20 protein-coding genes are annotated in these 22,869 nt (G+C 55.5%); 8 read left to right on the forward strand and 12 right to left on the reverse strand.

Annotated elements, in window-relative coordinates; genetic code table 11:
• Nucleotides 1-38: 38 nt before the first annotated feature.
• From PMYSY11_RS21660 to bufA2, 3 genes are all read right to left on the reverse strand, one after another.
• On the reverse strand, nt 39-818 hold the full coding sequence (locus tag PMYSY11_RS21660) for an HvfC/BufC N-terminal domain-containing protein (protein WP_150547960.1): 780 nt from the start codon (nt 816-818) through the stop codon (nt 39-41).
• A complete protein-coding gene (gene bufB / locus PMYSY11_RS21665) occupies nt 809-1,654 on the reverse strand; it encodes an MNIO family bufferin maturase (protein ID WP_150547961.1) in 846 nt (281 codons plus the stop codon). The genes PMYSY11_RS21660 and bufB overlap by 10 nt, the downstream gene beginning before the upstream one ends.
• A 129-nt stretch (nt 1,655-1,783) precedes the next feature.
• Nucleotides 1,784-2,044: a BufA2 family periplasmic bufferin-type metallophore gene (gene bufA2 / locus PMYSY11_RS21670; protein WP_069900014.1), complete on the reverse strand. Its 261-nt coding sequence runs from the start codon at nt 2,042-2,044 to the stop codon at nt 1,784-1,786.
• 552 nt (nt 2,045-2,596) lie between these two features.
• Between bufA2 and PMYSY11_RS21675 the strand changes: the two genes are divergently transcribed.
• From PMYSY11_RS21675 to PMYSY11_RS21700, 6 genes are all read left to right on the forward strand, one after another.
• Nucleotides 2,597-3,076, forward strand: a complete 480-nt coding sequence (locus tag PMYSY11_RS21675) for a hypothetical protein (protein WP_090512478.1) — start codon at nt 2,597-2,599, stop codon at nt 3,074-3,076.
• Between the two features lies 1 nt (nt 3,077).
• Entirely contained in the window at nt 3,078-3,650 is a 573-nt protein-coding gene (locus tag PMYSY11_RS21680; RefSeq protein ID WP_090512479.1) for an adhesin, read from the forward strand.
• Between the two features lie 54 nt (nt 3,651-3,704).
• Nucleotides 3,705-4,694 (forward strand): hypothetical protein, encoded by a 990-nt coding sequence (locus PMYSY11_RS21685; RefSeq protein WP_150547962.1) that lies wholly within the window; start codon nt 3,705-3,707, stop codon nt 4,692-4,694.
• Nucleotides 4,695-4,809: 115 nt separating this feature from the next.
• A complete protein-coding gene (locus PMYSY11_RS21690) occupies nt 4,810-5,490 on the forward strand; it encodes a C39 family peptidase (RefSeq protein ID WP_069900018.1) in 681 nt (226 codons plus the stop codon).
• 31 nt (nt 5,491-5,521) lie between these two features.
• Complete coding sequence (locus tag PMYSY11_RS21695) at nt 5,522-6,262, forward strand: hypothetical protein (protein ID WP_150547963.1); 741 nt, start codon at nt 5,522-5,524, stop codon at nt 6,260-6,262.
• A 48-nt stretch (nt 6,263-6,310) separates the two neighbouring features.
• Entirely contained in the window at nt 6,311-7,576 is a 1,266-nt protein-coding gene (locus PMYSY11_RS21700; protein WP_150547964.1) for a transporter, read from the forward strand.
• A gap of 50 nt (nt 7,577-7,626) precedes the next feature.
• On the opposite strand, the gene PMYSY11_RS21705 is transcribed toward PMYSY11_RS21700, so the two are convergent.
• Both PMYSY11_RS21705 and PMYSY11_RS21710 read right to left on the reverse strand, forming a co-directional pair.
• Nucleotides 7,627-8,955, reverse strand: a complete 1,329-nt coding sequence (locus tag PMYSY11_RS21705; protein ID WP_150547965.1) for a sigma-54 dependent transcriptional regulator — start codon at nt 8,953-8,955, stop codon at nt 7,627-7,629.
• A 516-nt stretch (nt 8,956-9,471) separates the two neighbouring features.
• Complete coding sequence (locus PMYSY11_RS21710) at nt 9,472-12,183, reverse strand: cation-transporting P-type ATPase (RefSeq protein ID WP_150547966.1); 2,712 nt, start codon at nt 12,181-12,183, stop codon at nt 9,472-9,474.
• 716 nt (nt 12,184-12,899) lie between these two features.
• Between PMYSY11_RS21710 and PMYSY11_RS21715 the strand changes: the two genes are divergently transcribed.
• A complete protein-coding gene (locus PMYSY11_RS21715; protein ID WP_150547967.1) occupies nt 12,900-13,658 on the forward strand; it encodes a hypothetical protein in 759 nt (252 codons plus the stop codon).
• A 23-nt stretch (nt 13,659-13,681) separates the two neighbouring features.
• Nucleotides 13,682-13,963: a hypothetical protein gene (locus PMYSY11_RS21720; RefSeq protein WP_069900025.1), complete on the forward strand. Its 282-nt coding sequence runs from the start codon at nt 13,682-13,684 to the stop codon at nt 13,961-13,963.
• 159 nt (nt 13,964-14,122) lie between these two features.
• Here the strand turns inward: PMYSY11_RS21720 and glmS are convergent, their stop codons facing one another.
• The 7 genes from glmS to atpA all read right to left on the reverse strand — a co-directional run bounded on the left by glmS (nt 14,123) and on the right by atpA (nt 22,864).
• Complete coding sequence (gene glmS, locus PMYSY11_RS21725) at nt 14,123-15,973, reverse strand: glutamine--fructose-6-phosphate transaminase (isomerizing) (RefSeq protein ID WP_150547968.1); 1,851 nt, start codon at nt 15,971-15,973, stop codon at nt 14,123-14,125.
• 11 nt (nt 15,974-15,984) lie between these two features.
• The gene (locus PMYSY11_RS21730; RefSeq protein WP_150547969.1) at nt 15,985-16,755 is read right to left on the reverse strand and encodes a DeoR/GlpR family DNA-binding transcription regulator; all 771 of its coding nucleotides are present in this window, start codon (nt 16,753-16,755) and stop codon (nt 15,985-15,987) included.
• 246 nt (nt 16,756-17,001) lie between these two features.
• Nucleotides 17,002-18,363, reverse strand: a complete 1,362-nt coding sequence (gene glmU, locus PMYSY11_RS21735; protein WP_150547970.1) for a bifunctional UDP-N-acetylglucosamine diphosphorylase/glucosamine-1-phosphate N-acetyltransferase GlmU — start codon at nt 18,361-18,363, stop codon at nt 17,002-17,004.
• Nucleotides 18,364-18,497: 134 nt separating this feature from the next.
• A complete protein-coding gene (locus tag PMYSY11_RS21740) occupies nt 18,498-18,923 on the reverse strand; it encodes a F0F1 ATP synthase subunit epsilon (RefSeq protein ID WP_069900035.1) in 426 nt (141 codons plus the stop codon).
• A 78-nt stretch (nt 18,924-19,001) separates the two neighbouring features.
• A complete protein-coding gene (gene atpD / locus PMYSY11_RS21745; protein WP_150547971.1) occupies nt 19,002-20,378 on the reverse strand; it encodes a F0F1 ATP synthase subunit beta in 1,377 nt (458 codons plus the stop codon).
• Nucleotides 20,379-20,408: 30 nt separating this feature from the next.
• On the reverse strand, nt 20,409-21,269 hold the full coding sequence (atpG, locus tag PMYSY11_RS21750; protein ID WP_069900037.1) for a F0F1 ATP synthase subunit gamma: 861 nt from the start codon (nt 21,267-21,269) through the stop codon (nt 20,409-20,411).
• A 50-nt stretch (nt 21,270-21,319) separates the two neighbouring features.
• Complete coding sequence (atpA, locus tag PMYSY11_RS21755) at nt 21,320-22,864, reverse strand: F0F1 ATP synthase subunit alpha (protein WP_069900038.1); 1,545 nt, start codon at nt 22,862-22,864, stop codon at nt 21,320-21,322.
• Nucleotides 22,865-22,869: the final 5 nt, after the last annotated feature.

Here is a 22,869-nt window from a genome sequence, read left to right on the forward strand (position 1 = left end):
TCACGAAAATATTCAGCTAATGAGCGCGATAGCCAGACTTAATGCGCCTGCAAAATGCCGTCGCTGAGCCACTGGCGCAACCAGGTAACGGCTTGAACCGGCGCGTTATCACCCAGCTCAGTCAACGCTGCGCATAAACCCGAGAAGTTCGTGCCTTGCACAGCCATGGCCTGCAACGCCCCAGTCTCGGCCTCACCTAAACTGCGATAGCGGGTGACCAGTTCCTGCCGCCAAACCAGACATACACTGGGCTGCTCAAGTTTTACACTGCCTGGAAATTCACCCTGATTCTTCAGCGCTCGCCAGATATCCAGCGTGTTAAAGGTAAATGTTTGCCACTGCACACTGGGCAACAAACGCACCTGCAAGTTCGGCCAGTCTTCTGCCGGCAATGCCGCGACCTGCTCGAACAGCAAGGCCTGCGCATCCGGCGCATCGAACGCCAGAGTGAACGCCCACTCAAGCCGCGCCAACTCGCTCAAGGGTTGCGCTTGTTCAGGTATCAGGTGTGCATCGATAAAGTCGGCAAAGTCAGCGCCAAGCCAGCGCAAGCTGAAGTGCTTGGGCGGATGGGCATCGATATACGCCTGAGCCAGGGCCGCAAACTCTTCGTCGCCCAACCATTGATGCACAGCCTCAAAATCACCGCGCAGCACTTCCTGCAAGCGCGCGCGATAGGCGTTGTGATAAATCGCCAGCCCCAGATCGACATCCAGTGTCGGGCCGCCAATCAGCGTGTCGCGCAGCGCGGCATTGGGCACCGAGTCGGCGTTGAGCAGGTAGTTCTCGATTTCATTCTGCCATTCGATCAGACGCATGCAGGCTCCTTGGCAAAGGCGCGGGCGGCAATGCTGCGGGCTTTTTCCAGCTCGTCCATCAACTCCGCAAACGGCGGAAAGTGATCGTCGCGTTCGATCATCGTTGCAACGGGGCCAAAGTGACGGGCCGTGCGCTCATAAAGCTCCCACACCGGATCACACACAGGGTGATCGTGAGTATCGATCAGGTATGTGCCGTAATCGGTATGCCCGGCCAAATGCATTTGGCGGATCTTGTCGGCCGGTAAACTGCTGATGAATTCCCACGGATCAAAGCCATGGTTGCGCGCGCTGACATAGACGTTATTGACATCCAGCAGCAACTCACAGCCGCTCTCGGCGCTGAGCGCTGAGAGAAATTCCCACTCGGTGAATTTGTCGCCCGCACTGCGGATATAAGTTGAAGCGTTTTCCAGCACCAGCGGCCGCTCGATAACATCCTGGACCTGGCGCACGCGACTCGCCACATGGCTCAGGCTTTCTTCGGTGAACGGCAGCGGAAGCAGATCATGCAGGTGATGGGCACTGCCACGACTCCAGCACAAGTGATCGCTGATCCATTGCGGTTTGACCCGCTCAGCAAGCGCTTTCAGGCGTTTCAGGTAATCGTTGTCGAGATCATGCGGGCCGCCGATAGACAGCGAAACGCCATGCATCACCAGCGGATAGTGCTCGCCGATGGCATCGAGGTAATAGAGTGGCTTACCGCCCTCGACCATGTAGTTTTCGGAAATGATCTCGAACCAGTCGACCGCAGGGCGCTGTTCAAGAATTTCCTGATAGTAGTTGGTACGCAAACCCAGGCCGAAGCCCAGAAATTGAGATGCAGCCGGCATTGGCACTCCTCAAGGAACCTCTGAAAAAACATCGAGCCAGCGCTTTGGTTTGACTGCCTTTTCAGAGGCGCCTGAAACAATCAGATAAAAGCCGCAGCGGCTCTTGTGAAGAACCGCTGCGTTTGTGCATTACTCGCCAACAGTACCTTTAGCGGCATTGCACTCAGCCAGTGACATCGCTTTGAAGCCCTGACCCTTGCAAATGCCTTGGCCCTTACAAGCGTTGTTAGCTGTTTTGCAGTCGTTCTGGCCTTTGCAGGAGTTTACGCCGAAGCAATGGACTGGAGATTCTTCAGCCACTACAACCGTGCTCGCCATGGTGGCAAACATTGTGGCAGCAGCGAAAGCGATAGCAGCACCAGTAGCAGCAACGTTTGTTTTAGTCGACATAAGTTCATCCTCAAATTGTTGTTAAAACCAGTCGAGCAGAACTGCTCATGACTCTGGCAGGAAATTAGAGCCTGCACTAATCGCTGCGTTACAACACCAATCAAATTATTTGCCAGAAGTTTTAGCAGAATCGCTAAAACCGCCGTGCTAGAGGCTTCGCAACCAGCCTCGCAATAATGGCAAAGCGCTATTGCTGAATCGAGATTTCTCGAAGCTGTTTCAAAAATGAAACAAGCCAGCGCTCTATACCCCGCATATACGCTAGCCGGGAATGATATTCAGGCCGGTGTTTCATAGGTGATACAGCCGTCTGTGTTGTCCGTTCGGTCAATGAAAACGGGGGGTCAACACAATGAATGCGCTGAATGTGTATCACCAGCGCAACAGTAAAAAGTTTTGAACTTAGGCGAAAATTTATAAGTACCTGATTAACCGTATAAAACCATTTCCGGCATGAGTTCTGCGAGTACCACCGCGCATTAACACGAGAGAGCAGTGACATCCATTTTGCGATTTGTGCGGTTTTGTAGGGAAGAACAAGGAACGCATGTCATGGAAATTATTAGAAGAACGAGCTTGCTAGGGCTTATCAGTGTGGCGGCGGCGATTTGCATCGCAACGCCAGCTATTGCTGCAGATGGCATCATCGTACTCAACCGGGAAGTACAGCCTCGCGTTGCCACTCATCCTACCGACATGCCTGACCCGAATCCTACTGTGGTCAACACCAACATCTCGCGTGACGTCAACAACCTGCTCAATGGATCTGCCAGCGGCAATCGGGTCAGCGCTGAGCTGAGTGACAGCGACTTCGCCGGTGTTACCAGTGGCTCCAGCATCAAGTCGACCATCATGCCCGGCGGCAACCTGACGGGCCTCAGCACATTCGGCACCACGCCCACTAGCACGCAAAATACTGGCGGCAATGATGTCGGCCATGCGGGCGGTGCCGGTGCGGGTTTGAGCAATACCATCAACGGTACGATTCAACGCGGGCTTGCGCCGCTGAATATGCTGGGTGGAGGCCAATAAAATGAAACATTGGCCGCTCATCGTGCTGCTTTGCGTGCCTGCGTTGGCATTGGCAGACACAGCACCGACCCATAACTCAACCATTGCCAACAGCGGCAGCTCCTACAGCGGCGCGCTGTCGGTCAATCAGGCCGCCGGGGATATGCAGCAGCAGAGCAATGCCCGGGCACTGGCTGTCGGTTCAGGCGCCAATGCCGCCATTGTGCAAAAACAAGATATTCAAATAGACGGCCTGGATTCAGTCATGAACACCAGCGCCGCTATTCAAGGCTCTGCCTTCAGCAACGGTAATGGTGCCCTTGGGGTCAACCAGTCTGCTGGCGCGGCAACTCAACAAGTCAACGCGATGAGTATCAGTGTGGGCACCGGCGTCGAGAGCATCGACGACTCGGTTCTGGCCCAAAGCATCGCTGTTTCAGGAATCTCAGGAGCAGGTGAATCAGCCACAGGGGAGAGGCGCGTCGTTACTGACGACAGCGCATTTGGAGGCAGTCGTGGCGTGGTGCAGCTGAACCAGAGTGCCGGGGTAGGTAACCGAATGGCCAACTCCCTCAGCATCAGGGTTGTGGAATGACCCTGCAGTAACACCCAACAGTAAGTCCAACACAGCAAGGCAAGGAGATACACCATGAAAACCAAAATGGTAGTAATGACGCCGATCGCTATTGCATTGGCAACCGCCATGGCCGCCACGTCCGCTTATGCCGAAAATAAAAAATCCTGGTTTCCTGAAACAGGTGCCTCGGCAACCGTGGAAGACAGCCAACTGATCCAAAACAACAAGGTAAACAACGAAGGCACTGAAAACACCGCCACTGTTGACGATGTAGGCCAATCGGCATCAGGTAACGTTGGAGTCAACGTCGTTGCCGGTACCAATAACCAGCAAGCCAACGCTGCGGCTCTGGCCAGTGCGGATGCACAATTCATCTTTGGTACCGCTGAAGCGTCTACCAACGTGACCCAGAACCTCAAAAACAACAGCGTCAAAAACTACTCAAACCCAAGCGCTGCCTCGCTCACAGGTTCGCTTAACGGTGCGAGTGGTAATGTCGGTGCCAACGTAGCGGCGGGTACTTACAACCAACAGAAGAACGACATGGCTGCCGCTGTGTCTGCCGGTGCTTTCTCTACTGCTAGCAGCAGTGCGACTCAAAGCATCAAAGGCAATACCACCAACAACTACGCCACGCTCGATTACGGCAAGGCCAAAGTTAACCTGACCCTTGAAGGCGAAGGTTCCTACACTGGTATTTCCGATCAGGTTGGCGATGTGTATCTGGATACCTGGTCGGGCCAAAGCCATACCGGCGGCAACAACACCGGCCACGTTGACGTCGACAGCGACGCTCAGGGTGCTCAGGCAGGCCCTAATGGTGAAGGCGCGTTCCTCTTCGACGAGGCTGGCGACATCACCCTTGGTGGCTCTGTAACCGGCTCGATCCCGGTTGTTGCAGGGTTCAAAGCACCGGTGGTCAATACTGCTGACCTGTCCGGCTCGCTCAACCGTGTATCCGGTAACGTCGGTGTGAACATTGCTGCAGGCTCCGGTAACCAGCAGAGCAACTCGCTGGCTATAGCAGCGGGCTGCACCTCGTGCCCAACCGGGGGGGAGTAACAGCTCCTTCAATACCGAGAGGTAATGGAGGAGGTGAAAGACTCTCCTTTTAGCACCCGGTGAAACAGGGCTCCGGCTTCGGCTGGAGCCCTTCTCCCAATCAAAGGACTGACTCATGCGCGGTTTACTGCTCAGCGTTCTGCTGCTTACCTGTCCTGCGGCCTTTTCAGCCCAAGTAGGCATACCTGCCATGCAGGGTGGCGGCCTTGTGTACAAGTCCGTTGAAAGTATTCGCGAGCGCAAGTTCAGCAATCTGATCGAGCAGAAGACCGATTTCAGTTGTGGCGCCGCCTCACTCGCCACAGTGCTGTATCAGGCCTACCGTTTCGATATAGACGAGGACATGGTCATCCAGGGAATGCTGGTCAATGCTGACCACGATCTGGTGCAAAGCCAGGGCTTCTCGATGCTGGACATGAAGCGGTATGTGGAAGGTATCGGTATGCGCGCACGCGGCTACCGGATCCCGGCCAAGGAATTGGAAAAGATCAAAGTCCCGGTAGTCGTTCTCCTCGATGTACGCGGCTACAAGCACTTTGTTGTTCTGCAGAAAACCGAGGGCAACTGGGTCTATATCGGCGACCCGGTTTTAGGCCACAAGCGTTATACGCTTGAAGATTTCGAGAGCGGCTGGAATGGCATCGTCTTTGCCGTAATCGGCGCCGGATATGACAAGACCAACGCTTTGCTGGACCCGCCGGTTCCACTCACCGCCAAGCATCAACTGGATCGTTTCAAACCAGTTAATGACGCCGAGTTGATGGAATTCGGATTCATTCAGAGTGACTTCTTCTAATGGCATGTAAGGCAATGCCAAGGAGCACAATATGAAATTTCAAATCTGCCTGGCAGCAGCCTGCTTAGCTGCCAGCTTACCCATTTATGCGGCCAACCCGTTTGTCCCAGTTGAGCTCAGCGACCAGGAACTCTCACAACTGCGTGGTCGTTACGTATTACCGGGCAGAATAATCAACTTCGGCATCACCATGAGCAGCTCTTGGCAAAACGCCAGCGGCCAAGTATTGGGCGCCAATGTGAGCATGCAGATTCAACAGAACATGCCCAAGCCAGTTTTCAACGTGCAAACCTACAGCCAGTCCGGCAACAGCAGTGAAAATACCTTGGCCAGCAACTCAGGCAATGGCCAGATAGCTGGAGGCAATGGGCTGAACGCGGTGCAGGGAGTTGTGCAAAGCACCCGCTCTGCAGGCGACTACAACAGCAGCTATAACGGCGTAGACATTGAGGTTGCGCATGGCAACACAGCACCCGCGATGAGTGGCCAACCCCTCCTCACAGCCTCATCGACCAGCAGCGAAGCCGGCATGGTCAGCGTTTCGCCAACCAATGGCGGCCTGCAACTCGCCATTAATGCCAAAGACCACGGTGTGAGCCTGCAGCAACTGGGCGCCGGGGGTGTGATGCAAAGAACAGATATCTCAAGTTCCGGTAATCGCGTGGAAAATATAGCGGCTTTAAGTGTCATGTTGCGCGAAAACTCGGCTGCGGCCGGTGGCCTGGATTGTAATTGGAACCAACTAAACGCCTTACGTCCGACAGGTCTCTGATTATGAACTAGGCTGGATTTACCTAATAACGAAAGGGAAGCCGTAACAATGCAAAAGCACTTTTCGTTGCGCTTGGTTTTATGTGCTGCGACTATTTTTCCAGCATCGGTTGTGATGGCTGCAACTGATGCCGAAGTTAATGCACTCAAACAAGAATTAGAACAATTACGACAAAACTATGCAGCCCAACAAAATGCACTGATGGTGCTTGAGCAGCGTTTGAAGCAAGTTGAAGGACAACCCGTAACACCCAACAGACGCCCAATTGTGGCGCCGGTGACGCCACCAAGTGGTACGACAACAGTTGCCAAACAAGAAGGTGCCGGATACGGCGCAGACCTACAGGATGACGGCGCGCCTGCGCGCAGCGTCGAGAACCTTTACAACGAAGCCAGCGGCTTCTTTGGTAACGGCTCGTTCAGCGTGGAAACAGGCCTGACCTACAGCCATTACGACACCCGACAACTGTTCTTGAATGGCTTCCTGGCGCTGGACACCATCTTTCTTGGCAACATTGGCGTCGACCAGATTAATGCCGACACCTTCACCCTCGATGTTACCGGGCGCTATAACTGGCGTGACCGCTGGCAGTTCGATGTCAACGTTCCGGTGGTTTACCGCGACTCGACGTTCGAGTCCGCCGGCGCGGGTGGCGCTTCGAATGCAATTACCGAAGAAACGGTTACGCGTGACCCGGACTTGGGCGATGTGAGTTTCGGGGTTGCCTACAAATTCATCACCGAAACCGACACCCTGCCCGACGCTGTTGCCAGCTTGCGGGTTAAAGCGCCGACCGGTAACGAGCCTTACGGCATCAAGTTGCGGCCAGTACCGGGCAATGACAACCTCACCGTGCCAGAAGAATTACCCAGTGGTAACGGAGTCTGGTCGGTCAGCCCGGGGATTTCCCTGGTCAAGACAGTCGACCCGGCCGTGCTGTTCGGCAACCTCTCATACACCTATAACTTTGAGGAATCGTTCGACGATATCAGCGCTCAGCAAGGCGTAACCATTCCCGGCAAAGTTCAGTTGGGTAACTGGTTTCAATACGGCCTGGGCATTGCTTTTGCCCTTAACGAGCGCATGAGCCTGGCGATGTCTTACTCGCAACTTATCTCGCAGAAAAGCAAGATCAAACAGGACGGCCAGAGTTGGAACACAGTGCCGAGCAGCGATGCCAACGCCGCTTATTACAACATTGGGATGACCTTTGCAGTCGATCAGAACCTGAGCATTGTGCCGAACCTGTCTGTCGGCCTGACGCCCGACTCACCCGATTTCACCTTCAGCGTGAAATTTCCTTACTACTTCTGAACGTCCAATGCAAAAACGCCCGGCATGCCGGGCGTTTTTTTATCCACAACTCAGCGGATCTGATGTTTGTGCAGCAAACGATAAAACGTCGGGCGTGAGATGCCCAGGCCGCGTGCAGCGAGTGTCATGTTCTCCGGGTATACCGCCATGGCGTGCTGCAAGGCACGACACTCCGCCTGCATCTTGTAGTGCTCCAGGGTATTTAGGTTTACGTCGATCAACTCAACCTTATCCAGCCCCAGGTCGACACGTTCTATTTGCCGGCCTTCGGCGAGCACCAAACCGCGCCTGACCCGATTGGCCAACTCGCGCACATTGCCTGGCCATGCATAGGCAACCATTGCACGTAGGGCATCTTCACTAAAGCGCTTGGGCTTACGTCCGATTTCCTGGCTGTAGAGATTGACGAAGTGGCTGGCAAGAAACTGCACGTCAGACAACCGATCTCGTAACGGCGCGGTATGCACCTGCAAGACGTTCAGGCGGTAATACAGGTCTTCGCGGAAGCTTCCTCCGCGCACCGCCAGCTCCAGGTCAATGTGAGTAGCCGCAAGCACCCGTACATCAACCTTGATCGGATGGGTGCTGCCCACACGCTCGATCTGCATTTCTTGCAGAAACCGCAGCAAGTTGGCTTGCATCTCCAACGGCAGATCGCCAATTTCATCGAGGAACAGCGTGCCGTTATCAGCCGCCTCTATGCGCCCGATCTTGCGCTGGTGCGCCCCGGTGAACGCGCCCTTCTCGTGACCAAACAACTCGGACTGAATCAGGTGCTCGGGAATGGCCCCGCAGTTAATCGCTATAAACGGTTTATCGGCACGGCTGGATTGCCGGTGCAGCGTACGCGCTACCAACTCCTTGCCGGTGCCACTTTCGCCACGGATCAACACCGGAGACTGCGTGGGCGCCAGCTTGCTGATCAGCTTGCGCAGGTCATCGACACTGGAGCTTTCACCTAGCAACTCATCGTTGTCATCCTGCAGCTTGCAGCTTTTACGGGCGCGCAAACGTACCATTCCATATGCACGGCCCAAGGTGACATGAAACCTCGACACATCGAATGGCAGCGTGTGGTAATCGAAGCACCACTCGCCAACAAAGTCGGCAACTTCCGGCATAGAAACCACTTCAGGGCTGAGTACGGCTATCCATTCGGCCGAACTGCTTCCGAGCAATTGCTTTAAATGTTCACGGTCGCGCAGGGTATCTGGCCCGATGGGGATGAGGCCCACATCGCAGTCACGGCTTTCTGCTTGATCGAGTACGGCGCACTCAACTTGCCAACCTGCCGAGCGCAAGCCAGGCATCAGGCTCCTGCACGCCTCGCACGGATCAATCACCAGAAGACGACGGCAGGATGGATCAGCATCGCGCATAGTGATTCCCTAGAATCATGTAGTTGTCATTTCGAATAGTCCTCGCCAGGCAGAAAACACTGACCAGAATCTCAACTACGACTTGTAACTAATTATAATAAGAACAGCGATTTCAATAACTACAGATATAAATAAACAATCACTGACAGCAACAAAGCATGAAAATATAGCCCTGTAGATAAAACATGTAATTCTTATTGGCTATATAAAACAAACTTTACAACATAATTTTTTCAATCATTTCAACTAACTATAGTTTCAATAACACCCCGGTGCACTGGCTTATCAGTTATGCAAACACCTCCAGCCGACAAGTGACTTATCCACAGCCTGCGAAAAGCCCGGATCAATAACCTGAAAGCACGGACGCTTGGTGCACACCTGAAACGATTGAGGCGCAGACTTTTCGGAGTCTGCGCCTCAACTATTGTGCCCTCCACTTTGTGGATCACCGCGTTCTGACTGCGTCTTCGCGGTTGCTGATCAATGCCAGAGTTTGATCAAACCACTCAAACGTCAACGCCCACGGCGGGCCTTCCATTTGCGAATCACCCACTTCTCCAGTTCCACTGCGAGGAAAACCAAAGCGCCGATGCCAATGGCAACCAACCAGTTACTGAATGGCAAAGGCTGGGTATCGAAGGCTGACTGCATGAAGGGTACATACAGCACCAGGCATTGCAGGAGAATCAGCGCCAGCGTTACCGCGAGTAAGGCGCCGTTGCGAAGCATGGCGGCGTTCAGTGAGAACTCCTCCTGCAGGCGACAGTTGAACAAGTAAGCCCACTGCGAAATAACCAGCGTGTGCAGAACCATGGTCCGGATGTGGTTGGTGTCGGCATTGTTGGCCAGCATCCACGTATCTACCGAGAACGCCGCAGCCGTTAGCAGAATGCCGACGAAAATCACCCGCCACAGAGTAAAGCCACCAAGAATCGACTCATGAACGTCGCGCGGCTTGCGCCGCATCATCCCCGATTCGCCGGGTTCGAAAGCCAAACCGAAAGACAAGGTGGTAGCAGTCGCCATGTTCATCCACAGAACTTGCAGCGGCGAAAGCGGAACCACCATCCCTGCGAGAATGGCGATAACGATGATTAACCCTTGCGCCATACTGGTTGGCAAGACGAACAGCACCGTCTTCTTCAGGTTGTCATAGACCCGCCGGCCCTCACGCACGGCTCCGGCAATTGTCGAGAAGTTATCGTCGGTGAGCACCATGTCGGCGGCCTCTTTGGTCACCTCGGTGCCCTTGATACCCATGGCGATGCCAACGTCTGCCTGCTTCAGCGCCGGCGCGTCATTGACGCCATCGCCGGTCATGCCCACAACCTGATCATTCGCTTGCAGCGCACGCACCAGCCGCAGTTTGTGTTCAGGGCTGGTCCGCGCGAACACTGAATACTGCATGGCCCGCGACTTCAACTCGCTGTCGTCGATGGCTTCCAGCTCATGGCCAGTCATGGCGCGCAAGTCGGTGCCCATGCCAAGCATGCCGGCGATGGCCACGGCAGTATCCGGGTGGTCGCCGGTAATCATCTTGACCTGAATACCCGCCTGCCGGCACATGGAGATAGCTTCGATCGCCTCGGGGCGCGGCGGGTCCATCAACCCGGCAATGCCGAGAAAGATCATGCCCTGCTGCACATCCGGATGATCAATCTCGCTATCAGCGCCAGGCACTGGCCGGTAAGCAGCCGCCAGCATGCGCAAGCCCTGGCTGGCGATATGGCCCATCTCACGCTCCCAGTAATCGCGATCCAGTGGTTGGATACCATCTTTACCCAACTGCTGCTCGCACATACCCAACAACACATCGGGTGCGCCTTTCAGGTAGATCAGATTTTCATCGCCAACATCGCAGCGTCGGGCCATGTATTTGTACGATGAGTCGAAAGGAATCTTGCCCAGCCGTTTTACTTCCTGCGCAGGCAGCTCAGCCTTACGCGCCAGCACCTTGAGCGCGCCTTCGGTAGGGCCACCGACCACACCCCAGCGCCCGCTGTCATCGCGTTGCACGCTGCTGTCGTTACAGGTATCGACTGCGCGGATAAAGGCCGCGAGGTTCGGGTGATCGGCCCAGTTAATCGGCGCAGTACCACCCGCCAGCGTGATACGGCCCTTGGGCTCGTAGCTCTGCCCTTCGACGTTAAAGCTGGTATCGGCAGTCAGCACGCTCCTGACCGTCATTTCGTTCATGGTCAGAGTGCCGGTCTTGTCCGAACAAATAACGCTCATCGCACCAAGCGTCTCGACCGTCGGCAGCTTGCGAATAATCGCCTTGTTGGTCGCCATGCGCTGCACACCGATGGACAAAATCATCGAGACAATCGCTGGCAGCCCCTCGGGCACCGCCGCCACGGCCAGGCTGATCAGCGACAGCAACAGCTCGCCGAACGGGTAGTCATGCAAGAAGAAGCCGATGACAAAAAGCACCAGCATCATGCCGACGATGAGCTGGAAGATACGCTTGCCCATCTGGTCGATCTGCCGCAGCAACGGAGTCCGGCTCTCATCCACCGTGGCGATCATGCGGTTGATCTTGCCCAGCTCGGTAGACACACCGGTCTCGACCACCACGCCCTTGGCGTTACCCGCACTGACACTGGTGCCGGAAAACGCCAGATTGAGCCGGTCGGCCAGCAGCACCTCTTGGTCGATGACCTCAACCTGCTTGTCCACAGTCATGGACTCGCCCGTGAGCATCGACTCCTCGACTTGTAAGTGATGCGCCTCATACAGCCGCACATCCGCCGGAATCTTATCGCCGGGCCGCAGGATCACTATGTCACCCGGCACCAGCTCGCGGGCGTCAATCTTCATCTTGTTGCCGTTGCGCACCACCTGAGCATGGCTGCTGAGCATGCCGCGCAACGCCGCCAGGGATTTCTCCGCCTTGTTCTCCTGAAAGAAGCCAATGGCGGCGTTGATCACTGCCACACTGAGGATCACCACCGTGTCGGTCCAGTGCCCCATCAGCGCGGTAGCGGCTGCTGCCGCCAGCAAGATATAAATCAGCACATCGTTAAAGTGCCGGGCAAAACGTAGCCAGACCGGATCAACAGCCTTGGCTGGCAAGGCATTGGTGCCCACGCGAAGCAGCCGCGCGGCTGCCTCTTCCGGAGCCAGCCCGCTGGTGCTGGTTTGCAGATCGGCCATCGCCTGCTCCGCACTCTTGCGGTACCACTGGTTCGGATGATCCTGCGTGTTGGGTTGCATCGAATCCATAAAGTCCTCCCAATTAACGCCCTGAATGGGAAGCGGGCGCGGGACTAATCAGCACGGACGAGCACCTGCTGAGGTGTTCGCCCTCACTCCTGGATGCAGGAGTCTAGACAGTAATTATCCTCCCTTGCCCGGAGGCAGATTTGATGCAGGTCAGGGGTCTTTCTTCACCGGCCTGCCCCAACTCTGGACAGCTGTGGACACTGCAGTACGCGTTGGTTGCGATGTCAGCCATTTAAGAATGGCACTACGTTCTGGAGGCTAATGGGTTGCCTGTTTGATCTGACTGAGACCTGAATTGCCAGAAGGCCAGTGCATCGAGCCTTAGCCCGGTCTTTCGTGGAGAGGCAAAGGCTCGCGTTTGATGAGGCAAAAACCGAAGAACCTTGCCAAACAACGAATAGGAGTCGATATCGAGTCGCTCCGAAACTAGACTCGATAGGTATGTAACGTCACGTGAGTGGTGCGAAGCAAAGTTTCCAGCAGCCCTTTTCAGGTTGATGGCTTGCCCGTTGCTGATGACACGGCTGTGCTTGATGGCGATCAGCTCCAGCGTGAAGTTAGGTCTTGCCTACACCGGTCAATTCGCCAGTAATGTTACTGACAGTGGCGTTAGCTCCCAGCTGATTGTGGAGTTCTGACAGCTACAGACTGTCCGCAGGTGTGGTCTGTGACAGCCACACATTGACCGGCGTAATACGTTGGCCAAGGAGCATAAAATGAAATCGACTCTCGCAATCTGTTCAAGCTACTTGCTGGCTGTATTTATATTGATGGCCGGTTCTATGAGCCACGCCGCCGAGGATATACGTACCGAGCGGGTACATTTCAAGAAAGGCACGAGCGGCGCGGTGGTCGAGGGCACGATCAAGGGTTACCAAGTTGTCGACTATGTATTGAATGCCCGCGAAGGCCAACAGATGCAGGCCAGTCTGGCGACAAAAAATACAGCTACCTATTTCAACATTCTGGCGCCCGGCGAGACTGAACAAGCCATGTTCAACGGCTCCATGGACGAAAACCAGTACGAAGGCATTTTGCCGAAAAGTGGCGACTACAAGATTCGCGTTTACATGATGCGATCAGCAGCGCGCCGCAACGAGGTAGCGCCGTACCGACTTGAAATAAACATCAACGCTGTTGCTTCAACTTCTGAGGCACCCAGCAACGATGCCCTGGTGCCGGGAACAGAATTTCATGCCACTGGCTCGATCCCCTGTTCGATGACCCGAGGTCAGACGATTGGCACCTGTGATTTTGGCGTGGTGCGGAGCGGTAATGGCGGCGGCACGGTGACGATCAGCAAAGGCGACGGTGGTAAGCGCGTCATCTTTTTCGAGAATGGCAACGCAACCGGCTACGACCAGAGTCAGGCTGACACCGGTAAGTTTTCTGCCAGTAAAGAGGCCGATCTGAGCATCATCCGCATCGGTGACGAACGCTACGAAATTCCCGATGCGGTTGTATTTGGGGGCTGAAACCAAAACGCACAGAGGCGCTCATGGAATACATCGCGCAAGTTTTGATCGGTAAACCCCTGAACATACTTATCGTATCTGTTCTGTTGTTCGTGGGGTTCCTTGCCGTGCGAAACAGGGCAAAACGCCCGCCGAGGCTCAGCGGCGCCTTATTGCTGGCAGCGATTTTGTGGGCTGTTTATGCGGCCTGGGAATGGCTGATTTTGCTGTATACGCCCGAAGCTAATATCCGCGTCGACTTGCTGCTGATTTGGCCTGTGCTGACAGCTTCCCTGTTGTGGGTGGTATTTCGCTGCTTTCGATAATTGGCTTTCAGCTGTGCACCTGGGTGACACCAGTCTTGCAAAGGTTCATGCGCTTGAAGGAGACACGCGTGGACGGTGCAAGGGTGCACCGTCCAGCATGATCAGAGTTTGCAGGGTTGCTGCGCGGCAGACTTAATGGCTCAAATCTGCCCTAACTGCTTACTCGACAGTAACCGATTTGGCCAAGTTGCGTGGCTGATCGACGTCGGTGCCCTTGAGTACGGCAACGTAGTACGAGAGCAACTGCAGCGGAATGGTGTACAGAATCGGGGCCAGCGCATCGTGGATGTGCGGCATGTTCACCACATGTGTGCCTTCGCCATTGCTCATGGCCGCTTGCTCATCGGCGAACACGACCAGCTCGCCGCCACGGGCGCGTACTTCCTGCAGGTTGGATTTGAGCTTTTCCAGCAGTTCGTTGTTCGGCGCAACGGTGACCACCGGCATATCGGCATCAACCAGCGCCAACGGGCCGTGCTTCAGCTCACCGGCCGGATACGCCTCAGCGTGGATATAGGAGATTTCCTTGAGCTTGAGTGCGCCTTCCATTGCCACGGGATACTGCGCGCCACGACCGAGGAACAGAGTGTGATGCTTCTCGGCGAAGTGCTCAGAAACCTTCTCGACCACATGATCCATCGCCAGCGCTTCGCCCAAACGCGTCGGCAGGCGGCGCAGTTCGGCAACCAGCTCAGCCTCGACTTTCGGCTCTAGCGTGCCACGCACCCGACCCAACGCCAGGGTCAGTAGCATCAGGGCTACCAACTGTGTGGTGAAGGCTTTGGTCGATGCCACGCCAATTTCCGGGCCTGCGAGCGTGAGCAGAGTCAGGTCGGATTCACGTACCAACGAGCTGATGCCCACGTTACAAATCGCCAAACTGGCAAGATAGCCGCCATTGCCTGGGGATAAGTCTTTGGCATTGCGCAAGGCGGCCAAGGTGTCGGCGGTTTCACCGGATTGCGAAATGCTTACGAACAGCGTGTCTGGCTGTACCACGACCTTGCGGTAACGGAACTCGCTGGCTACTTCGATCTGGCATGGAATGCCGGCCAACTCTTCGAGCCAGTAACGCGCGACCATGCCGGCGTGATAGCTGGTGCCGCAGGCGACAATCTGGATGTTCTTGGCTTTGGCGAAAATCTCGGCCGCTTGCGGGCCGAACGCCTGAACCAGAACATGATCTTCACCCAGACGACCTTCCAGCGTGCGCTGCACAACACTGGGTTGCTCGTGAATCTCTTTGAGCATGAAGTGGCGGAACTCGCCTTTATCCGCCGCCTCAGCGCCTTCGTGATACTGCACTTGCTCGCGGGTGACCGGCGCACCGCTGACATCCCAGATCTGCACGCTGTCACGGGTGATCTCAGCGATGTCGCCCTCTTCGAGGTACATGAAGCGATCAGTAACCTGACGCAGCGCCAGTTGATCGGAGGCCAGGAAGTTTTCACCCAGACCCAAACCAATCACCAGCGGGCTGCCACTGCGCGCCGCCAGAATACGATCGGGTTGTTTGGCACTGATAACTGCCAAGCCGTATGCACCGTGCAGTTGTTTGACGGCGATTTTCAGCGCAGCCGCCAGGTCCGGCTGAGTTTTCAGGGTGTGGTCGAGCAGGTGCACGATCACTTCGGTGTCGGTATCCGAACTGAAGGTGTAACCGAAGCCCTTGAGTTCTTCGCGCAGGGCTTCATGGTTTTCGATGATGCCGTTGTGCACAACGGCCAGCTGATTACCGGAGAAATGCGGGTGCGCATTGCGCTCACTCGGCGCACCGTGGGTGGCCCAACGTGTGTGCGCGATACCGACGCGACCCGGCAACGGATCAGCCGCGAGCGCAGCATCGAGTTCGCTGACCTTACCGACACGGCGGCGGCGATCAAGTACCCCAGCGTCATTGATCAGGGCAACACCCGCGCTGTCGTAACCGCGATATTCGAGGCGCTTGAGCCCCTCGACCAACACCGCCGTGATATTACGCTCAGCTACCGCACCGACGATTCCACACATAGTTGCTCTCCTTAAGCCTCGACACTTACGCAGATCAGATTGATCCCGCGTGCGCTCAATTGTTCACGAGCGTCTGCCGACAGGCGCTCATCAGTAATTAGGGTATTCACATTGCCCCAGGGCAATTCCAGATTGGGGATCTTGCGGCCAATCTTGTCACTCTCAACCATTACCACCACTTCCCGGGCGACTTCAGCCATGACACGGCTCAGGCCCAGCAGTTCATTGAACGTCGTGGTGCCACGATGCAGATCGATACCGTCTGCGCCAATGAACAGTTGATCAAAATCGTAGGAACGCAGCACTTGCTCAGCGACCTGGCCCTGAAACGACTCGGAATGCGGGTCCCAAGTGCCGCCAGTCATCAGCAGAACGGGCTCATGCTCGATATCACGCAGGGCGTTGGCGACATTCAGCGAATTGGTCATGACCACCAGCCCCGGCTTGTGGCCGAGCTCGGGAATCATGGCCGCGGTGGTGGTGCCGCTGTCGATGATAATGCGCGCATGCTCGCGAATCCGCGCCACGCCAGCTTTGGCAATGGCCAGCTTATAAGGCGAAACCTGCTGACCCGCATCAGCAATCAGCTCCTGCGGCATCAGCACCGCGCCGCCATAGCGCCGCAGTAACAAGCCGTTGGTCTCAAGTGCAGCGAGGTCTTTGCGAATGGTCACTTCAGAAGTCGAAAAGGCTTTTGCCAGCTCATCCACACTCACCTCGCCCTGTTCATTGAGCAGAGCAAGGATTGAGTGACGACGTTGCGGGGTGTTGCGTTTTGACATGCTAAGTTTCGATTCGAAAGATAATTGCGTGAATCAAAACCTAATGAGGCTTTTTGGTCAAGTAAAACCACAAAAAAGGCCGCCAAATGGTAGCCTTTTTTACTTATCAACAGAGCAAACGAAACTTAGCTAGGCTTTATGCACAAGGTGCTTTTATCCACAACGACTGAAAAAAATCGCTCTTGGATAACTTTTCAGCCTAACCAGTACACTGTGGATAAGCCTCAGCGCTTACCCACATGTCTCTCACTTGTTTTTGACTGGCCGCTTCCAGCCAGCAATATTGCGCTGCCGGGCGCGGCCGACAGCCAGGTTATCCACCGGTACTTCGCTGGTAATAACCGAACCCGCGCCTGTCACCGCGCGATCTCCCAGACTCACCGGGGCAACCAATGAGCTGTTCGAGCCGATAAACACGTCTTCACCCATCACGGTGCGGTGCTTGTTGGCGCCGTCATAGTTACAGGTGATGGTGCCTGCGCCGATGTTGCTGCGCGCACCGATTTCAGCGTCACCCAGATAGCTCAGGTGGCCCGCTTTGGCGCCCTCGCCCAGCACTGCGTTCTTCAACTCGACAAAGTTACCCACATGGGCTTTTTTGCCCAGCACAGCGCCAGGCCGTAGACGTGCGAATGGACCGCAATCACTGCCTTCGCCCATTTCAGCGCCTTCGAGGTGGCTGTTGGCTTTGACCACAACGCCTTTGCGCAGGATCGAGTCCTTGATGAAGCAGTTGGCGCCGATTTGCACGCCATCCTCGATCACCACTTTGCCTTCGAGAATCACGTTGATGTCGATCATCACGTCGCGACCGACAGTCACCTCACCGCGCAGGTCAAAACGCGCTGGATCACGCAGGGTCACGCCCTGTGTCATCAGCGCACGTGCAGCGCGCTGCTGGTAATGACGCTCAAGCTCAGCGAGCTGGATTCGATCATTGGCGCCCTGCACTTCCATCGCGTCCAGTGGCTGTTCAGTGGCAACAACCAGACCATCGTTGACGGCCATCGCAATCACGTCAGTCAGGTAATACTCGCCTTGCGCGTTGCTGTTGGACAACCGGCCCAGCCACTCGCCGAGCTTGCTTGCCGGCACAGCAAGAATGCCGGTATTGCCTTCGGTGATCAGGCGCTGCGCCTCGCTGGCGTCCTTGTGTTCGACGATAGCTTCAACCTGGCCTGCGGCGTTACGCACGATGCGGCCATAGCCGGTCGGGTCTGCCAAGGTCACGGTGAGCAAGCCCAGTTGCTGGTCGGAGACCTGCAGCAACAGACGCTCAAGGGTACTTTTTTCAATCAGCGGTACATCGCCGTAGAGGATCAGTACACGCTCAGCTGTTAATGCCGGCAGAGCCTGCGCAACCGCGTGGCCCGTGCCCAACTGCTCGGTTTGCATGACAAAGTTGAGGTCATCGCCAGCCAGGCGTTCACGCACGGTGTCCGCACCGTGGCCGATGACCACATGAATGCCCTGCGGCTGAAGCTCACGCGCGGTGTCGATGACGTGGCCAAGCATGGATTTGCCGGCAACCGGGTGAAGAACCTTGGGCAAAGCTGAACGCATCCGCGTGCCTTGGCCTGCTGCGAGAATCACGATATCAAGGGACATAACGAAGATTTACCGGTGATTGAAGATGAATTTCGAGGAGCACTGATCGACTGTTTCCTTGATCAATCAGTAGAAAAACAAAAGGGTAGCCTAAGCTACCCCTTTATTTATACACAGAGAAATCAAAGCGCTGATTAGCCGCCAAATTTCTTGCGCAGCTGCTGAACTGTACGCAGCTGAGCCGTAGCTTCAGCCAAGCGTGCAGCGGCAGAGCCGTAATCGAACTCGGCGCCTTGCTCATGCAGTGCTTTCTCAGCAGCCTTGAGGGCTTCCTGAGCGGCAACTTCATCGAGATCTGCAGCGCGCTGCACGGTGTCGGCGAGAACCTTGACCATGTTTGGCTGCACTTCGAGGAAACCACCTGAGATGTAGAACACCTCTGCTTCACCGCCTTGCTTGATCAAGCGGATCGGGCCCGGCTTGAGATCAGTGATCAGCGGCGCGTGGCCTGGAGCGATACCGATATCACCCAGGTTACCGTGCGCAATCACCATCTCGACCAGGCCGGAAAACATCTCCGCTTCTGCGCTGACGATATCGCAATGGACTGTCATAGCCATAACCTTGCCTCACATAACAGCTTGTGGATAACATTTTACACACAAGCCGATGCGCCTGTTGCCAGGCGCGAACGGTGATTACAGTTTCTTCGCTTTCTCTACGGCTTCTTCAATGCTGCCGACCATGTAGAACGCTTGCTCTGGCAAGTGATCGTAGTCGCCTTTGAGGATGCCGCTGAAGCCTGCAATGGTGTCTTTCAGGGAAACGTATTTGCCTGGAGAACCGGTGAAGACTTCTGCCACGAAGAATGGCTGAGACAGGAAGCGCTGAATCTTACGAGCACGGGATACCAACTGCTTATCGGCTTCGGACAGTTCGTCCATACCCAGAATCGCAATGATGTCCTTCAGCTCTTTGTAACGCTGCAGTACGTACTGAACGCCACGTGCGGTGTCGTAGTGCTCCTGACCAATTACCAGTGGATCGAGCTGGCGAGAGGTGGAGTCCAACGGGTCCACAGCTGGGTAGATACCCAGAGAGGCGATGTCACGGGACAATACGACGGTTGCGTCCAAGTGGGCGAAGGTGGTCGCCGGGGACGGGTCAGTCAAGTCATCCGCAGGTACGTATACGGCCTGGATCGAAGTAATCGAACCGGTCTTGGTCGAAGTGATACGCTCTTGCAGAACGCCCATCTCTTCGGCCAGAGTCGGCTGATAACCTACTGCCGACGGCATACGGCCGAGCAGTGCGGATACTTCAGTACCGGCCAGGGTGTAACGGTAGATGTTGTCCACGAAGAACAGTACGTCGCGGCCTTCATCACGGAACTTCTCAGCCATAGTCAGACCGGTCAACGCTACGCGCAGACGGTTGCCTGGTGGCTCGTTCATCTGACCGTAGACCAGGGCTACTTTGTCGAGAACGTTGGAATCCTTCATCTCGTGGTAGAAGTCGTTACCCTCACGAGTACGCTCACCCACACCGGCGAACACGGAATAACCGCTGTGCTCGATGGCGATGTTACGGATCAGTTCCATCATGTTTACGGTTTTACCAACACCGGCACCACCGAACAGACCAACTTTACCGCCTTTGGCGAACGGGCAGATCAGGTCGATAACCTTGATGCCTGTTTCCAGCAGTTCGTTGCTGCCAGCTTGCTCAGCGTAAGTTGGCGCAGGACGGTGAATGCCCCAACGCTCTTCTTCGCCGATCGGGCCAGCTTCGTCGATCGGGTTGCCCAGCACGTCCATGATACGGCCCAGGGTCTTAACCCCGACCGGTACCTGGATGTTAGTGCCAGTACTGGTTACGTCGAGGCCACGTTTCAGGCCTTCGGTCGAACCCATTGCAATTGTACGAACCACGCCGTCGCCCAGCTGCTGCTGAACTTCGAGGGTGGTTTCAGCGCCGACTACTTTCAACGCTTCATAAACACTCGGCACATGATCACGCGGGAATTCCACGTCGATAACGGCGCCGATGATTTGAACGATACGTCCGCTACTCATCTTTGGTTCCTCTGAATATTTGAACCGTTCTTAAACCGCGGCAGCGCCGCCGACGATTTCCGAAATCTCTTGGGTAATTGCTGCCTGACGCGCCTTGTTATAGACCAGTTGTAGATCACTGATCAGATCACCGGCGTTGTCGGTGGCGTTCTTCATTGCAATCATCCGCGCAGCTTGTTCAGCTGCGTTGTTCTCAACCACTGCCTGGTAAACCTGCGACTCCACGTAACGTACCATCAAGCCGTCGAGCAGCTCTTTGGCGTCGGGTTCGTACAGGTAGTCCCAGTGATGCTTGAGACCTTCATCCGGAGTCGCCACCAATGGAATCAATTGTTCCACTGTCGGCTTTTGCGTCATGGTGTTGACGAACTTGTTCGAGACCACGGACAAACGATCGATACGACCTTCGAGGTACGCATCGAGCATTACCTTGACGCTACCAATCAGATCATTGATCGATGGTTCTTCGCCCAGGTGGCTGATCGCAGCAACTACATTGCCACCAAAGTTGCGGAAGAAGCCCGCGCCCTTGCTGCCAATTACGCAGAGATCAATCTCTACGCCTTGCTCGCGATTGCTCGCCATGTCTTTGACCAGAGCCTTGAACAGGTTGGTATTCAGACCACCACACAGACCACGGTCACTGCTCACCACCACATAACCTACACGCTTTACTTCGCGCTCGATCATGAACGGATGACGGTATTCCGGGTTAGCGTTGGCCAGATGACCAATAACCTGGCGGATACGCTCCGCGTAAGGACGGCTAGACGCCATGCGCATTTGTGCTCTGCGCATTTTGCTGACCGCCACTTTCTCCATGGCGCTGGTGATCTTCTGCGTGCTTTTGATGCTCGCAATCTTGCTGCGAATCTCTTTTGCGCCTGCCATTTGACACCTATCAGGTTAGCAAGCGAGGGCCGCTAAGCCCTCGCTGCGGCTTACCAGGTTTGGGTGGCTTTGAACTTCTCGACACCGGCTTTGAGGCCTGCGTCGATTTCGTCGTTGAAGTCACCCTTCACGTTGATCTTCGCCATCAAATCGGCGTGATCACGGTTGAAGTAAGCAATCAGAGCCTGTTCGAAAGCGCCAACTTTGGCAACTTCGATATCACGCAGGAAGCCACGTTCTGCTGCGTACAGCGACAGTGACATATCTGCGATGGACATAGGCGCATACTGCTTCTGCTTCATCAGCTCAGTTACACGTTCACCGTGCTCAAGCTGCTTGCGAGTGGCTTCGTCCAGGTCAGATGCGAACTGGGCGAATGCCGCCAATTCACGGTACTGAGCCAGAGCGGTACGGATACCACCGGAAAGCTTCTTGATGATCTTGGTCTGAGCCGCGCCACCAACACGAGATACCGAAATACCAGCGTTGACCGCCGGACGGATACCCGAGTTGAACATCGAGGTCTCAAGGAAGATCTGACCGTCGGTGATCGAGATCACGTTGGTCGGTACGAACGCAGAAACGTCGCCAGCCTGGGTCTCAATGATTGGCAGAGCGGTCAAAGAACCGGTCTTGCCAGTCACGGCGCCATTGGTGAACTTCTCAACGTACTCTTCGGATACGCGCGATGCACGCTCCAACAGACGGCTGTGGAGATAGAACACGTCGCCTGGGTAAGCTTCACGGCCTGGCGGACGGCGCAGCAACAGGGAAATCTGACGATAAGCCACTGCTTGCTTGGACAGATCGTCATAAACGATCAGCGCGTCTTCACCACGGTCACGGAAGTATTCACCCATGGTGCAACCGGAGTAGGCAGAAATGTACTGCAGAGCTGGCGATTCGGAAGCCGAAGCAGCCACCACGATGGTGTTTGCCAGAGCGCCGTTTTCTTCCAGCTTGCGCACAACGTTAGCGATGGTCGATTGCTTCTGACCGATTGCTACGTAGACGCACTTAATGCCGCTGTCTTTCTGATTGATGATGGCGTCGACTGCCAGAGCAGTCTTACCGATCTGACGGTCACCAATGATCAGCTCACGCTGGCCACGGCCTACCGGGATCATGGCATCGACTGACTTGTAGCCAGTCTGTACCGGCTGATCAACCGACTTACGCCAGATCACGCCCGGTGCAACCTTTTCAACAGCGTCGGTAGCGACGTTGTTCAGCGGGCCTTTACCGTCGATTGGGTTACCCAATGCGTCAACAACGCGGCCCAGCAGTTCCGGACCAACCGGAACTTCCAGGATGCGGCCGGTGCACTTGGCGCTCATGCCTTCAGCGAGCGACGTGTACGCACCCAGTACCACCGCACCTACGGAGTCTTGCTCCAGGTTCAGTGCCATACCGTAGACGCTACCCGGGAACTCGATCATTTCGCCGTACATAGCATCGGCGAGACCGTGAATACGCACGATACCGTCAGATACGCTGACGATAGTGCCTTCGTTTCGGGCTTGGGAAGAGACGTCGAGATTCTCGATACGTCCCTTGATGATTTCACTTATTTCGGAAGGATTGAGTTGCTGCATAGCTC

The sequence above is a fragment of the Pseudomonas marincola genome, assembly GCF_900682675.2.
Classification (GTDB): Bacteria; Pseudomonadota; Gammaproteobacteria; order Pseudomonadales; family Pseudomonadaceae; genus Aquipseudomonas; species Aquipseudomonas marincola.